Genomic DNA, 14,157 nt, shown 5'->3' on the forward strand with positions numbered 1-14,157 from the left:
CCCGCTGCAGGACTTCCCGCCACCCCCGCCCGACATCCGGGAGCACAGGCCGCTTTCCGGCTATAGGCTTGCTCCGCTGTTGTCTAGGTTGCTGACCCTCGACTCCACCAAACTCCGTTAGGGCAACCCCGACCCTACCGCCACCACATGCACCCTGCAGCAAACTTGACCTGGAGCCGAACGATTGTCCACCGGTCAGGCTGCCACGGGTAGGCTCCGGATCTTATGAGTGCTATACGACCCTGGGGCCAAGCCAAGCTCACGGGCGGGCCGGTGGCTGCGTTCGTCGTTCTCGGCGATCTGCTTGTGTGTGCCGTGCTGCTCCTTGCGTCCATAGGGGTCGTCGGTACGGAGCCAACCACCCGAGCGGAGGAGACAGCTGCTTGGCAGTCCGCCGGGAAGCTGTACTTCGGCTGGCTGGTGGTAGGCGCGACGTCTTTCGCCGTGCTGCGCATGCCAAAAGCTCTGCTCGCGCATGTGTCGACGATGTTGCTCTCACCCATTGCCCTGTTCGTGCCGCTGGTCTCGTCTGGTCTTGGCTGATTCTGGACGTGCAACTGGGGGACCGACGTAGCAGGCTCTACGACTGTCGCCTTCGCGAACTCCGTAAAAGGGCAATACGGGACCTCGTGAGCGCCCCGTGTGTGGCTCGGTCCCACACCCCCTCCCGGAGTCGAACGAAGTCCCCCCGGAAAGGACAGGCCTGTTGCGGTGCATCAGGTACCCGAGGGGTGGCTTCCGGCAAAAGGATGTTCTCCAAGCTCAGGGCTGCCGCATGGATAGTGACAGCGGAGCTCATGCAGCCGGAGCTGGTGGTGGGGTCACGATGATCTCGAACTCAACAGGGCCCAGACGACCCAGGCGTCTCTGGCGCCCTCGTCGGTGTCGGCGCGGCGCAGCCACGTCGACAGCGTGATCGGGTGGACGCCGAAGCCGGCGGCGATCTGTTCCAGCGTGACGCCGCGCTCACGGTTGCGCGCGACCCGCACGACGTCCTCGCGGAACTCCTTCAAGCCGATTCGGCGGGCGCGGGAGACGTGACCGTGGAGCCGGGGCCCAAGCCGGCTCCTCCCACGCCGGTGGCGCGGTTCTCAACTGCGCCGACGGGCAGTGCGGCCCCTTCCGCCGATGCCGACTGTGCCGATGACGTGCATCGTCCGGCCGTACTTCCGCCCGGACTCGTCCACGCCCCCGATCGCCGCGCCCACATGACGAGGCACACGGGCGGGCGCAGCGCCGGGCCCCCCGTCTTCTTGCACTTCGCTGCGGAGCATGCCCGCGGTGCGGAATGATGGTGATCATGGCTCAGCTCGAAGCGCGCGAAGTACCGCTGCACAAAGTCTTCTGCAGTGACTACGACTTCAGGATCCCGGACTACCAACGTCCGTACGCATGGCAGCCCGAGCAGGCTCAGCAACTCCTCGCGGACCTTGAGGAGGCCCTCCTGAGGGGCGACGGAGAACCCTATTTTCTCGGCTCATTGGTGCTCGTCAAGGACAGTCGCACCGCCGGGGCAGACGTCATCGACGGCCAGCAGCGTCTGACCACCTTGACCATCCTGCTGGCTGTGCTGCGTGATCTGGCTCAGCAGGCCGACGTGGTGACCAATCTGATCGCCATGATCTCCGAGCCGGGCAACACGGTTCTTGGGTTGAAGGCCAAACCCCGGCTCACTCTGCGCCCCAGAGACGCCGACTTCTTTCACCAGCACATCCAGACCGCCGGTTCCATCGAGACGCTTCTGGACCTGAACCCGCACAACCTCAAGACGGACGCGCAGAGGGCTGTTCAGGCAAACGCGCGGGCGCTATATACCACTCTGGCCTCCTGGAGCGACGAGCAGCGCCTCTCGTTGTGCAAGCTGATGGGAGTCCAGACCTTCCTCGTCGCGGTGAGCACTCCCGATCTGGACAGTGCTCACCGGATCTTCAGCGTCATGAACTCCCGGGGGCTGGACCTGTCACCTGCCGACATCTTCAAGGCTCAGATCATCGGAGAGATCGACGAGGAGGTATCGGAGATCTACGCCAGGCGGTGGGAGGACGCGGAGGAGAGCCTCGGCCGCGAAGACTTCTCCGACCTCTTCCTCCACATCCGCATGATCTTCTCCGGCGAACGGGCGCGGCAGGAACTCCTCAAGGAGTTCCAGAGCCAGGTGCTGGTCCACTACAAGGGCGGACGAGCCGAGGAGTTCGTGAACCAGGTACTCGTTCCCTACGCCGAGGCGTCCGCGGTGATCCGGGACAGAGCGTACGCGGCCGGAAGCGGTTCGGACCAGGTCAACCTGTGGTTCCGCAGACTGCTGCAGCTCGACAACAACGACTGGTGGCCCGCCGCGCTCTGGGCGCTCCGGTCCCACGGAGACGATCCGTTGTGGCTGGGGGCCTTCCTCCGGCTGCTGGAGCGCCTCGCTGCGAGCATGTTCGTCCGACGCGTCTACACCACTCCACGCGTATTCCGATTTGCCGATCTCCTCACGGAACTGAACGCCGGCAAAGGCCTCGAAGCGCCGGCCCTCCAGCTGACGGAGACCGAGCGGGCCGAGACACTGCGCCGGCTCGACGGCGAGGTCTACCACGAGTTGCGAACACGCCGGTTCATCCTGCTACGGCTCGACGAGCTGGTCGCCGAGGACGACATCGTGGCAACCTACGACGCCCCGCGGATCACAGTCGAACACGTGCTCCCCCAGAACCCCGGTCCGGAATCGCAGTGGCGCGCGGACTTCACCGCGGACGAACGCACCCTGTGGACACACCGGCTGGCCAACCTGGTGCTGCTCAGCCGTGCGAAGAACTCACAGGTGCAGAACCTCGACTTCACCGCCAAGAAGGAGCGCTACCTCAAGCGGGGCGTCGTCACCTTCCCTCTCACCACGCAGGTTCTGGGGCAGGAGACCTGGACACCGGAGCACCTGGAGAAGCGCCAGTCGGAACTCCTCGGCCTGCTGGCGGAGGAGTGGCGCCTGTAAGTCACCGGCGCGGGGAACTTCCGTGCGGACGCTCTGGCTGCGAAGGTGCCGAAGCCGGCCTGGCAGAAGCTGCCGGCCGGGCCGGCGTCAAGATGCACCGCTTCTATGACTGGGCCGTCATCGACCTGGCCGAAGTGCGGCCCGGCAGCCACCGGCTGCTGATCCGCCGCAACCGCACCACCGGCGAACTCGCCTACGAACGCTGCTGCTCGCCGACCCCGGCCCCCTGGCCACGCTGGTCCGTGTCGCCGGGTCGAGGTGGCGGGTGGAGGAGACATTTCAGGCCGGAAAGTGCCTGGCCGGGCTGGACGAGCACCAGACCCGCCACTGCACCTCATGGTCTCGCTGAGTCACCCTGGCCATGCTCGCTCACGCCTTCCTTGCCGTCGTCCGCGCCGACGAACACACCCGCCACCCCGCCGCGGACTGACTGATCCCGCTCACCTGCAACGAGATCCAGCGCCTGTTCACAACGCTCCTCGTCCGGCCCGGACACGAGGCAGCTCACCGGCTGCACTGGTCCGCCTGGCGGCGGCGCCACCATGCGCGAGCCCGGGCTAGCCATTGCCGCAGGCAAGCCACGTAGCCCTGAAGATCACGATTCGTAGCCGGGCTGCTAACGCCATTCGGCCACCAGCCACCTCCCGTCGACCTCGGAAAGCAGCAGCTCGCTGATCTGGAGGGGGTTGTCATCGACGTTGATGTGTCCGAGGCTGCCGCTTTTCGGGAAGAACCGGGATGCGTAGGAGCCGGCCAGTTCGTCTCGTTCTGCGTCGCTCAAGGGGCCTATGAACGCTTCGATGGCTTGCGGACATGTGTCCTTGCGCTGGACAGCAGCGAGTTCGGACCGCGCTGTCCGGGTCATCAGCGCGCAGGCTTCATCGCCCTCCCCTGAGCCAAGGGCTTCCAGGAACGCTTTGCCGGAGTTCTCCAGAGACCCGAGGTTCGCCTGGTTCTCCTGAACCGCAGAGAAGAGCGCGATACCCGCGAACGCGAGCAGCAGGCCCAACCCCCCAAAGAACAAAAGGAACCTTTTGTCCAGCCATCTCGTGCGGGCCAATGTGGCTCATCCCCCACTGCCGCAGTCTGCGCGCCGACCGGCGTGCTCGTCAGCGGAAGTATCCCAGTGCAGGACTCCTCCATGCGAGCCACACCCACGCAGGCGACAGCACGCCTGCATGACGGCAACCTCGGCGCCCACGACGCGGCTGGCTGATCTTCTGCCTCCATGCACCGGTGGTCACCGGTGGAACGCGCCGTTCCCTGACCGCCACCGCCACCGCCACCGCCACCGCCACCGCCAGCAAAATCACGATCTACGGCTGTAGCACTGAGAGCACGTAGCTGGATCACGTAGCCGTGGAACGGAGGGTTGTGATATCCGGGGTGACGGCGTGTCCTGGCACTGTCGTACGGATGAGCGAGACGAATGAGCGCTGGGACATCCCGAAGGACCGTTGGGTTTTTGGTCTGGAGGAGATTCCTGCGTACGACAGTGGCGAGGACGGGACATCCATCGTGTTGCCCCCGCCTTCAACCCCACCGTCATCAGCGCGCCGGAAGGCACTCCCCAGGCGCTGTGCTGGGCCGCGGAGGAGATCGTTTCCCAGTGCTGCTCGTGCCCATTGCAGGTGTTCGCCGCATGCTGATCGACATGATGCACTTCCTCACCAGGGAGGCCCGTCACCCTCTGCCGAGCTGGCGAATCCGGCACCTCGGGGAACAGGACTGGACGCAGAAGCGCATCGTCGAGTAGGCGAGTAATGGCCGCCAGCCCCGTACAGGCCGCTGGCGCCCTTGGTGGCTCCGCAGTCGCGCTCTTGAGGCGCCGCCAGCAGATAAGGCACGCCAACGAGAGGAAGTCTCGTGGAGTTCGAGACGTCGCTCCCACCGCACAGCGAGGCGTTTGAACTGGTGGAGCAGAGCGAAGGTCTGCTCGACGACGTGGCGGAGTCTGCCCAGGTCCTTGAAGTTCGGGGCGCCCTTGCGGGAGATCACCGGCATGATCCGGCGCTTGGGTAGTTTGCGAAAGGCAGCTCGGGAGTCGTACGCCTTGTCCCCGAGCACGGCCTCGGGACGCCTGCGGGGTGGGCCGACGCGCCCGGCCACCGGCGGCCGGTCCGAACGATCAGCTCCCGCGCTTCGAACCGGCCGAGCTGATGGGCCACCGAAACTGGTGCTGGAGAGACCGACCAGGGCCCCGATCTCCCCCACCGTGCGCCCGCGATCCGCGAGCCACACCCGGATCACCGCCAGGACCGCCTCCTGCCGGCCGGTGAGGGGACGAGGCTCCCGCCTCACGCAGCGTCCACCTTCTGGTCCCCCGCCGTCAGTCGGCGCAGCTCGCCCCGGGCCGCCGGGGTCGACCAGAAGGGCCGCCAGTGAATCCGGTTGATAGGCAGCCACGCCGTTCCGGTCGGAAGACACCTGAGTACCTGCGGCCAATGTCCCAGCCCCTGGCGTGTCTTGAATGCAGCAGGACGCGTCAGCAACGGCTTCCAGTGGGCGGACCAGACCCGAACGGACACCCCCGCAGAAATCCTCGGAACCGAAGGAGTCCGCTTCAACGGGGCTGTCGCCGATGCGGACAAGCGCCTCGGCCCGGACGCCCTCCGGCAACTACTCGACATCTGAGAAGCGACCGCCTCTGGGGAGCACCGCGCGTACGACACGGCACCGAACGGGTGCGCCATTAAGCGCTCGGCGCATGCTCCGCAGTTGTCTAAGGTGGTGACCCTCGACTCCACCAAACTCCGTTAAGACAACTCCAAGCTACCTGGTGGCACGCTCCATGTGATGCGTCATCGAAACTAGGCCACGCAGAACGGCAGTCGACATCACCACAGGTCAGCACCAGCCTACGGCCCTTCAATCGCCTGGAGCGTTACGAGTTGCCGGAGAGGTGCTGCTGGGGAGCCGCAGCCGCGAGATCTTCCAACAGCACATCGGCTACCAGCTCCTCCACGACGGCGATGTCGTGCTCAGCCATGACCTCGGCCAACTCGGCATCCCACGGTGCTCCGGTGATACGCCCCGGTCGAGGACCGTGCGGGTTGCGGACGATCGCGGATCGGTATTCTCCCGCCGTCATGCGCCAGGGGTGTGCCCCTGTTTTCTCCACGACGTACGCGGCAATGCGGATGCCTTCGCCGTCGAAGTCACCGTGGTAACGGAGAGCAGCGCCTTGGTCCGCGAGTAGGCGAAGGAGCTGGATAGCTGCGTTGTTGGGCCAGCCGGACGTGCAGACAAGCGGCGGGCAGTCGGAGCCGAAGTGGCGGAGAGCGAGAGCCAAGACACTGGGGTTCTCCACTACGTGGACGAGGAGTGGGGCAGGCGTGGCGGGCAGGGTGAGCTCGCCCGGGCTCCTGACGTGGGCGAGGGTCAGGCTGGCGGCCTGACCGGCCTCGGTGCACAGGCGGGCCACACGGGCGAGAAGACCGTCGCCGACAGGGCGCAGTCCGCAGGCGATGACGGTGGCGGAGAGCTCGTCGTCGGCGACGCCAGCACGGGACCACAGGGCGCGCCGCTCCGCCGCAGACTGCGGCGGTGCAATGTCGTACAGAGTTGCCAGGGCACGGAGGACGAGAGTGGAGACGGGTGTGCCGTCGTCGAGAGCGTGCGCGTGGCCGTTCAGGACTCGGGCGGCGAAGACGGGCAGGGGTTCGGCCTGGCCCGGTAGTTCGGCGAGCACCTTGAGCGCGTCGGTGAGGAGCGCACGGGTACGTTCCACCGAGCCGCCGACCAGTCCTCCAGCTCGACAGGACGCAGCCCAGTCGGCGAGCACCGGCTGCGCCCGCACCGTGTCGTGACCAGCCAGCCAGGTCCACAGGTCGGCGCGTTCGCCCTCCTGGCGGCGGCGTTCACCGGCTCTGTCCCTGAGAGGGCCGATGAGCTCGGCAACGACTTCTCGTACGGTGTGGCCGGAGAGCTCGGTGACGGCCTCCTCCAAACGGGCCAGAGCGACGGAGGGCCGCGGGTCCGGCAGGCGGTCCATGCCGAGGAGGTCCGCGAGAGCTTCGCGCTGGGTCTCGTCCAGCAGTCCGAGGCGTACGCGTGTGACGGGGCGGCCGGAGGAGAGACGGTCGTGGACCGTCTGCCAGACGGGATGGAGTTCGGGGCGGCGAAGGGTCGCGCCGCCCGACGCAAGATGCTCCCGAGAGGTCGTTCCGCCCGACACGGGGTGGTCTCGCAAGGTCATCCTTCCTCCATTCCGATGCCGTTCCAAACGAAACGCGCGCTGGTGACGGCCTCGTCTCCGTCGGTCAGGAGTTGGTGGACGGCGATTCCAGGTAGCTCCCTGTAGTTTCCCCACTCATGGTCGGAGGTGATCATGAGGTCCAGGTCGAGTGCGGTGAGCAGGGCGAAGACCTGTCCGCGGTTGACGGTGTCGACGCCGACGAAGACTTCGTCGAGGAGGATCGGGCGGGGTGCCAGGGGCACGTCCTCGTAGTGGGCAGCGACGGCGGCGAACAGAGGCAGGTGCAGTGCGATGGCTTTCTCCCCGCCGGAGAGCGCGCCGTGCAGCCGCTTGGTCAGGGGCTGCCAGCCGCTCCCGTCCGCCCGGTCGAGGCGGACGGTGAAGGTGTGCCAGGCGGTGTAGTCGAGCACCTCGCCGAGGTGCTCCTCCCAGCTCGCGGCCGTGTCGCTGCCCTTGGCCTCCTCGATGCGGGCACGGAAAAAGGCGTGCAGGGCCTCCCGGTCGGACTCGGTGACCCGACCGGGATCCTTCAGGAGCAGCTGGCGGGCGGTGCGGGTGCTGTCGGGGAGGTCCGGGCGGACGTCCCAAACGAGCTGGACGGCGACGTTGGAGGCGGTACGGACCCGCTCCAGGTGCCCGTTCATGTGCGCGACGAGTTCGCCGGCCCGGCGGATGCGGGCGGCGAGGTGGCGGCGGATGTCACCGGTGAGGATCTGGTCGAAGAGGCGCCGTTCGGCGGTGCTGATGTCCTCGCGGCTGCGGTCGCGCTCCTGGGTGAGCGCGGCGAGCAGACCGGTCGCCCCCACGCGGACGCCCTCCAGGCTGGCGGTGAAGATCTGGATGTCGTCGTCGGGCTCCAGCTCCAGGTCGGCGCGGACGCCGAGGTGGCGGCGGGCCTCGTGGACGGCTTCGGAGAGGCGGGTGGCGGCGTCGCCGAGGTGGCGCGGGGCGTGCGGGACCTGGGGCCACCGTGCCGCCATGGCGCGCGCGGCCTCCAGAGTGGCCTTGGTGCCGTCCCCGGCGTCGAGTTCGGGTACGACGCCCGCGTCCTCGGCCAGACCCACCAGGCACAGGTGCCGGAACCGCCGCGCCGCGCCGTCGCGGGCCTCGGCTGCCTTCTCCTGCCGGTCGGCGTCCTGGCCACTGGTGGCCCGCAGCTCTCCGATGCGGCCTTCCAGGCCCAGGAGGAGCTCGGCTGCCTGGCGGGCTTCCTTGCCGCAGCGGACCCGCTCGGCACGGGTCTCCGCAACGCGCGCGACGATCTGCCGGTAGTCCGCGCCGACCGTCTGCTCCACCGCCTTCAGGCGTGCTGTCATACCAGCCGCCTTCGCTTCCGCAGCGGCCGCGTCGGCGGTCTGCTTCTCCGCGCGAAGGCGTGACCGGTCCGCCCGTGCGGCCGTCTCACCAGCCCTTTCAGCGGCCGCGATCGCGTCGATGCGGGCGTCCGTCCAGGCATCGGCGAGGTCGCGGAAGCTCTCCACGTCGCGGCCGAGTTCGCGCAGCCGGTCGCGGTCCGTGGGCAGTCCGTGTTCGGCGGCCCTGCGGCTCAGCGTGCGCAGCGCGCCGGCCACGTCACCCTCGCGTGCGGCCAGATGCTCGGTCGCGTCACGCACGGCGTCGTCCCGGGCGGCCACCTTCTCCTCGGCCCGGTCCCAGTCCCGTCGGCAGGCGTCGAGTTCCCGGTGGTCGGGCCGGGCGGTGCGGTCCTCCGCCAGCCGGGCGGCGCGGGCTCCGAGTTCCCGCAGCCGGTCGGCGAGGGTGGCCAGGGAGGCGTCCTTCTCGGCGATCAGCTCGGTCAGCTCGGCGATCTCACGCTGCTTGGCCCGCTGCCGGGCGAGGGCTCCGATGTGGGCGGGCTCCGGCTTGCTCCAGGAACCCGTGGCCGGCGCGAGGCGCCAGGCGCCGTCGGAGGAGACTGCCGCAGGGTGACCGCCGGGCAGGGTGGTGCCGTACGCGATGCCGGCGAGGATGCGGGTCACCGTGCCGGCCGGTACGGGAATGTCCTCCTCGGGCCTCAGCACGTCCAGCAGGCTGGAGCCGGGGGCGGTCGTGGCGAGGCCGACCTCGACACGGGTGTCGTGCCCAGGAAGGGTGAGCCCTTCGGATGCGCTCACCCATGCGTCCAGGAGGCCCGACGCCTCCAGTGCCGCTTCCACCCCGGCCTGTACGGGGAGCGGGACGTCCTCGTGGAAGGCGATCAGCCGCCACAGCGGCGCGCCCGCCGCAGCCGTGCGGACGGTGGTGCGGGTGGGTGGAGCGACGGGCTGGAGATCGGTCTCGCCGCTGAGCTTGCGCCTCCGCGCGTCGAGCAGGGCACGTTCCTGCTCCAACCCCTGTTGCGCCGTGCGGACTCCGGCCCGCTCCGTGGTGATCTCCTGGTCCAGCGGTCGTGCGACCGTTTCGACCAGCTCGCGCACGTCTGCCTCGACGGCCGCCCTGGCGGCCAGTTCATCGAGGTCGGGGATGCGCAGCTCGGTGCAGTCCCGGGCCCAGGCGAGCAGCCGCTCCGCCTGGGCTGCCAGGGCTTCGTCCCAGGCGGCGGCGGTCGTGTCGCGGTGGGTGATCGCGTCCGCGAGCCGGGTTCGGGCCTCGTCCAGCAGGCCCTCGGCGGTACCCCGGTCGCGTACCGCCCGGTCGTGGGCGTCGATCGCGTCGGTGATGTCGGCGACCTGCTGCCGTCGGGCGGTGACCGCGCCCCGGAGCAGTCGGCGGGCGGCGGTGCCAGGAGCATCGGACCGCCTGCTCCCCGTCCTGACCGGGGTGTTCGCCGACTCGTTGCCGAGGGGCTTCACCTCCCCTTCCGCGTCCAGCATCGTCTTCACCTCGTGGTGAATGGACTCCATGCCTGCGGCCCGGGCCGAGCGGTGTGCCTCGTCCGCAGTCGCGCGGGCGTGTTCGTCGCGCGAGCGGGCGTGTCCCGCGACCTCGTCGGCGTGCTTCCGGTCCTCCTCCGCCTCGGCCTCGGCGGACCGGGCGGCGGTACGCAGCTCCGCGGCGGCCGCGACCTGTTCCTCGGTGCCGCGGCGGAGCCGGTCGAGCTCCTCCCCCTTCTGGTAGGCGTCGCTCTCCCGAAGCCCTTCGATGATCTCGTCCAAGGCGTGCGCCCGCAGTTCCAGCTCCTCGCGCAGGGCCAGGGTGGAGGCGCGCTCCTCGCACGCCTTCTCGTACTCCTCGGCGCTGACGCGGGCGTTCCGGGTGAGGTCGTCCATCTCGGTGGTCGCAGAGATCAGCGCTGCCGCGCCGGCCCGCAGGACCCGACGGGCGTAGGCGCGCTGCCGGGAGGCGACGTTCTCGGCGGCCGTCACCTCGGCGTCGAGCCGGTCGAGGTGGTCCCGCTGTCGGTCCAGGCGCTCGAAGCCCTCGGCGAGCTCGGTGATCTCTCCTTCGCCGAGCGGGGGCAGGGCGCGGGACAGCAGGGTGGACAGGAGGGAGGGGTCGAGCCGTTCGGACAGCTTGGGCTGGCGGAGCTGGAGCAAGGCGGAGAGCAGGGACTCGTACCGCTGCTCGCCCATGCCCGCGAAGAGTTCGCGCCGCACAGTGGCGCGGTAGTCGGTGGCTGCCGGATGTACCTCGCCGCGGTCGCGCAGGGCTTCGGTGAGGGCCGTCTTGGTCAGGGGCTGCCCGGCGTCGTTGACGAGGTGAACCCCGTCGGGGTGGGCAATCCGAGCGGTGGTGGTGAAGTAGTCGGCGTGCGCCGTGGTGGTGTGCACGCTCGCGTGCAGGCGGGCTCCGCAGCCGAACCAGTGCTCGGTGCCGTCGTCTCCGACGCGGCGGAACTCCATCCACACATACCCAACACGGGTCTTTCCGGACGCTCCCTGGCCGAGCAGGTTCCAGTGCATCGTGCGCTCCGAACCGCCGAACGTGGAGAGGCGGTTGGGGCGGAGGCTGGCGTCGAAGAGGAAGGGGAGCAGCAGTTCCAGGGCCTTGGACTTGCCGGTGCCGTTCTGACCGCGCAGCAGCAGGCGACCCTGGTGGAAGGTGAAGGTCTCGTCGTAGTAGCGCCAGACGTTGAGGATGCCCGCGCGATGGGGCTGCCAGCGTCCGCGGCCGGTGTCCGCCTCGTGAACGGGTGACGGTTCGATGGTCTCCTCGGGCCGTCGCTGGAGGGGGAGTTCCGTCACGCTCACTGCTTGTCTCCTTCTCCGACGCTGCCGGCGGTGGTCACGGCTAGCGGATCGTTCTTCGGGGCTGGGCCGGTGGTCTCCGTCAGGCGGTAGCGGTACGCGGCCGGTCGCGCGACGACACGGTCTCGGGCCCTGCCTGCCAGGCCGACGTCGAGCAGGATCCGTATGGCGTCGTCGGCAAGGCGGGCCGGGCCTTCCTCCGACTGGTACGCCTTGGCCCAGCCCGGGAAGCGGCGCAGCAGCTCCGCTCCGGCTTCGGCCAGCTGCTCGGGCAGCAGACCCGCGGGCGTGGCGCAGAGCGGTGCGAGGAGGAGCAGCGCGGCGACTCGGGCTGTGGAGCTGTCGTCGGGGAAGCGGACGTCGGTGGCGATGGCGTCCGGGTCGACGAGTAGAAAGCCCTCCGCCCGTTCCTCCAGGAGGAAACCGGCCTGTTCGACAGAGCGGCGCAGGATCTGGCGTCCGGTCAAAGAGGTGACGTAAGCGAGCTCGTCGTCGGCGAGATCGGCCCGGTAGAGCACGGGGTCGTCGAAGAGGCGGCGCAGCACCGAGTGGCGCAGCCTCAGGTTGCGCTGGGCGTCCGTGATCGCGGTGGTCTCGGCGTGCGTGTCGTCGGCAGAAGCGCCTCCGTAGCGGCGCTCCCTGACCAGGCCGACAAGGAGGTCCTCGAACCGCGCGGGCACCTCCTCCGGAGGCACGGCGAGCCGGGAGGCGCCGACCGGTGCGGCGGGCAGCCGCATGAGCAGCGTGTTGTCCACGCGGTAGAGGACCTTCGCCTCCGCGGAGTCGACGTACGTCTCGGTCGTGCCGTCCACCACACGCAGTACGTCGTACGACTCCAGCAGCTTCAGGACGTCGACGAACGCCATGCGCTCCGGCCGGTGGACCGGGTCGAACCCCGCCAGCGCGCGGTCGGCCGCCATGGCCTGGACGACGCGGTCGGCGAGCATGCCGATGGTCGTCATCGGCATCGACAGCAGCTCCGCGGCGGCCACGCACAGCAGGACGTACCGTCGGCGGTCGAACGGGGCCCGGCCGGAACGCGCCCGGCGAGCGGGGCGGGAGCCGTCGGGGTTGACGCGGACCTTGGTGAGGCGGGCGTAGCCCCGGCGGGGCTCCACGACCAGATTCCAGCCGCAGGTGTAGTCGAACCAACGAGTCAGCGGGTCACGGCGGCGGCGCACCAGATCGAAACCGGTCGGGTCGGCTGCCTCGGTGAGCAGCGGGCGGGCCAGAAGGAGGCGGATGGCACGGGCGACCTCCTCCCGTTCGGCGGAAGCCAGTTGGTTGGCGAGGGTGCTCATCCTGCGGCCTCCTGCCCCGTGGCGGCGCGGACTGCCGGGAAGGAGATCGCCCCACCCACGGCCGTGACGTGGATGACGTAGTCCGGTCCTGCCATCGTCCCCTGCACGGTACGCAGTACGGCGGTGCGCCCGTCGGGGGGCGGCGACAGCGCCACCTCCACCCGGCCGTCGCCGGTCGTGGCCCGTCGCCGGCCACCCGCGTCCGGCCGGGCGGCCAGCGCCCGGCCAAGCAGATCGAGGAGACGGTCGAAGGCCGCGGGGTCGAGGGTGCTGAAAGAGGAGAGCCGTACCGGGCCGTCCGTCTCCAGCGCCTGCCAGGCGCGTGCCAGCTCCGCTCGCTCCGCCCGGGCCCGCTCGGCGCGTTCCGCCCTGACCGCCGCAACGTCCCGCACCGTGGCCGTACGAGTGAAGCGTTCGGTCCGTCCGCTGGTCCTCAGCAGGGCCGACACCTGTACCGGCGGCGCCACGGACCAGGAGTGGGACGAGGGGATTAGCTCCGGGTCCGGGTGGGCGAGGTGGGCATGGCGGGCCGGGCCGAGGCCGAAGGCGGCCGACCACAGCCGGTGCAGGTCCTCCTCGTCGGGAGCCGCAGCGAACCAGCGCGCGAGCTCGCGGAAGTCCTGTACGGCGCTGGAGGGGCGGCGCCGGGACTCGTTGATCCGCTCCAGCACCTGCAGGAGGGAGACGATGGCGCGCCGGGCGATGTCGTGCAGCTGCTCGATCCGGGGGCGCGCCCCGTCGCCCGGCAGGAACCAGGCCCTCAGCCCCGCCCAGCGCGCCCGCCGGCTCTCCAGCCAGCCGGCTGCCGGGTCCTCTCCCGGGGTCGGAGGCAGCTCGGCACCGCGCAGGGCCCGCTCACGCAGCACCGCGATGCCCCGCTCCTCCACGCGGGCCACGGCGGCAGCCACCGTCTCGCCGCGCCGGTCGAGATTGACCAGGAACTCCTGGAGATACGCGACGGTGGCGGCCTTCACCTCACGGAACACGTCCAGATCCACTCCTTCGGTGCGAAGGAGCCTCTGCAACTGGCCGTTGAAGGCCTTGGTGTTCTCCACCAGGCCCTCTAGATGACCCTCCAGCTCCCGCAGGGTGCTGAAGATCCGTCGGTCGGCCGCGGCAGGCTCGCCGGACAGCACGGTCAGCTCGTCGAGCCGGTCGGCGATCGCCTCCAGCACCGCGGTCTGCAGCGCCCCTGTGGAGGCCAGCACCTCCAGGGCGTGTCGCACCCCGACGAGCGCGGCCTCGCCCCGACGGGTCAGCGAGTAGTGCAGGTTGCGCCGCTCGTACTCCTCGGCCGTGCGGTAGTTCTGGGCGTGGTTGTGAACCACGTCGAGGAGTTCCCACTTCACCAGCCGTTTCAGCGTCTCGTGCAGTTCCTCGTCCTCGAGGTCCGAGACCCAGCCGACCGCACGCAGCCGCTCCCGTACGCCGTCGAGCCCGAGCGCGGTCTCCAGGTGCTCGCCGGCCACCCCGAAAGCCTCGAGCACGGCCCCGTTCAAGTCGGCCGTCTCCCCCGTGGTGAACCGGAACATCTCCGGCGGAACCCTGCGCATGCTGGTA

General features: G+C 69.5%; 10 protein-coding genes and 1 pseudogene. 5 read left to right on the forward strand and 6 right to left on the reverse strand.

Going from position 1 to position 14,157, the window contains the following annotated elements; translation table 11 throughout:
- Positions 1-273: 273 nt before the first annotated feature.
- Positions 274-543, forward strand: a complete 270-nt coding sequence (locus tag ACH4RG_RS31560) for a hypothetical protein (RefSeq protein WP_256962951.1) — start codon at positions 274-276, stop codon at positions 541-543.
- Between the two features lie 278 nt (positions 544-821).
- Here the strand turns inward: ACH4RG_RS31560 and ACH4RG_RS31565 are convergent, their stop codons facing one another.
- The gene (locus tag ACH4RG_RS31565) at positions 822-1,013 is read right to left on the reverse strand and encodes a hypothetical protein (protein ID WP_218781524.1); all 192 of its coding nucleotides are present in this window, start codon (positions 1,011-1,013) and stop codon (positions 822-824) included.
- Positions 1,014-1,300: 287 nt separating this feature from the next.
- Here ACH4RG_RS31565 and ACH4RG_RS31570 point away from each other — a divergent pair, with 287 nt between their 5' ends.
- The gene (locus ACH4RG_RS31570; protein ID WP_128846463.1) at positions 1,301-2,971 is read left to right on the forward strand and encodes a DUF262 domain-containing protein; all 1,671 of its coding nucleotides are present in this window, start codon (positions 1,301-1,303) and stop codon (positions 2,969-2,971) included.
- Between the two features lie 3 nt (positions 2,972-2,974).
- Positions 2,975-3,557: pseudogene (locus ACH4RG_RS31575) on the forward strand (IS701 family transposase); the annotation flags it as partial.
- A gap of 30 nt (positions 3,558-3,587) precedes the next feature.
- Here ACH4RG_RS31575 and ACH4RG_RS31580 read toward each other — a convergent pair.
- Positions 3,588-3,980 carry a hypothetical protein gene (locus ACH4RG_RS31580; protein WP_128846462.1) on the reverse strand — a complete coding sequence of 131 codons (393 nt, stop codon included), beginning with the start codon at positions 3,978-3,980 and terminating at the stop codon, positions 3,588-3,590.
- Between the two features lie 857 nt (positions 3,981-4,837).
- On the opposite strand from ACH4RG_RS31580, the gene ACH4RG_RS31585 reads away from it, so the two are divergent.
- Positions 4,838-4,993 (forward strand): hypothetical protein, encoded by a 156-nt coding sequence (locus tag ACH4RG_RS31585; protein WP_398540593.1) that lies wholly within the window; start codon positions 4,838-4,840, stop codon positions 4,991-4,993.
- A gap of 444 nt (positions 4,994-5,437) precedes the next feature.
- Entirely contained in the window at positions 5,438-5,605 is a 168-nt protein-coding gene (locus ACH4RG_RS31590; protein ID WP_179222387.1) for a hypothetical protein, read from the forward strand.
- A 250-nt stretch (positions 5,606-5,855) separates the two neighbouring features.
- On the opposite strand, the gene ACH4RG_RS31595 is transcribed toward ACH4RG_RS31590, so the two are convergent.
- Genes ACH4RG_RS31595 through ACH4RG_RS31610 form a run of 4 tightly spaced genes read right to left on the reverse strand, consistent with a single transcriptional unit; the run spans position 5,856 to position 14,150 of the window.
- Positions 5,856-7,169, reverse strand: coding sequence for a TIGR02679 family protein (locus tag ACH4RG_RS31595; RefSeq protein WP_319272751.1), 1,314 nt, complete (start codon positions 7,167-7,169; stop codon positions 5,856-5,858).
- Positions 7,166-11,299: a TIGR02680 family protein gene (locus ACH4RG_RS31600; protein ID WP_398540594.1), complete on the reverse strand. Its 4,134-nt coding sequence runs from the start codon at positions 11,297-11,299 to the stop codon at positions 7,166-7,168. Before ACH4RG_RS31600 ends, ACH4RG_RS31595 begins: the two co-directional genes overlap by 4 nt.
- On the reverse strand, positions 11,296-12,597 hold the full coding sequence (locus tag ACH4RG_RS31605; protein ID WP_093436620.1) for a TIGR02678 family protein: 1,302 nt from the start codon (positions 12,595-12,597) through the stop codon (positions 11,296-11,298). Before ACH4RG_RS31605 ends, ACH4RG_RS31600 begins: the two co-directional genes overlap by 4 nt.
- Positions 12,594-14,150, reverse strand: a complete 1,557-nt coding sequence (locus ACH4RG_RS31610; RefSeq protein WP_319272757.1) for a TIGR02677 family protein — start codon at positions 14,148-14,150, stop codon at positions 12,594-12,596. The genes ACH4RG_RS31605 and ACH4RG_RS31610 overlap by 4 nt, the downstream gene beginning before the upstream one ends.
- Between the last annotated feature and the right edge of the window lie 7 nt (positions 14,151-14,157).

The organism is Streptomyces sp. NPDC021019, assembly GCF_044333295.1.
Classification (GTDB): domain Bacteria; phylum Actinomycetota; class Actinomycetes; order Streptomycetales; family Streptomycetaceae; genus Streptomyces.

What these genes read in the sequence shown, in the direction of transcription:
- ACH4RG_RS31570 (WP_128846463.1), top strand. Translation starts at nt 1,301, where the DNA reads ATGGCTCAGCTCGAAGCGCGCGAAGTACCGCTGCACAAAGTCTTCTGC.
- ACH4RG_RS31595 (WP_319272751.1), bottom strand. Translation starts at nt 7,169, where the DNA reads ATGACCTTGCGAGACCACCCCGTGTCGGGCGGAACGACCTCTCGGGAG.
- ACH4RG_RS31605 (WP_093436620.1), bottom strand. Translation starts at nt 12,597, where the DNA reads ATGAGCACCCTCGCCAACCAACTGGCTTCCGCCGAACGGGAGGAGGTC.
- ACH4RG_RS31610 (WP_319272757.1), bottom strand. Translation starts at nt 14,150, where the DNA reads ATGCGCAGGGTTCCGCCGGAGATGTTCCGGTTCACCACGGGGGAGACG.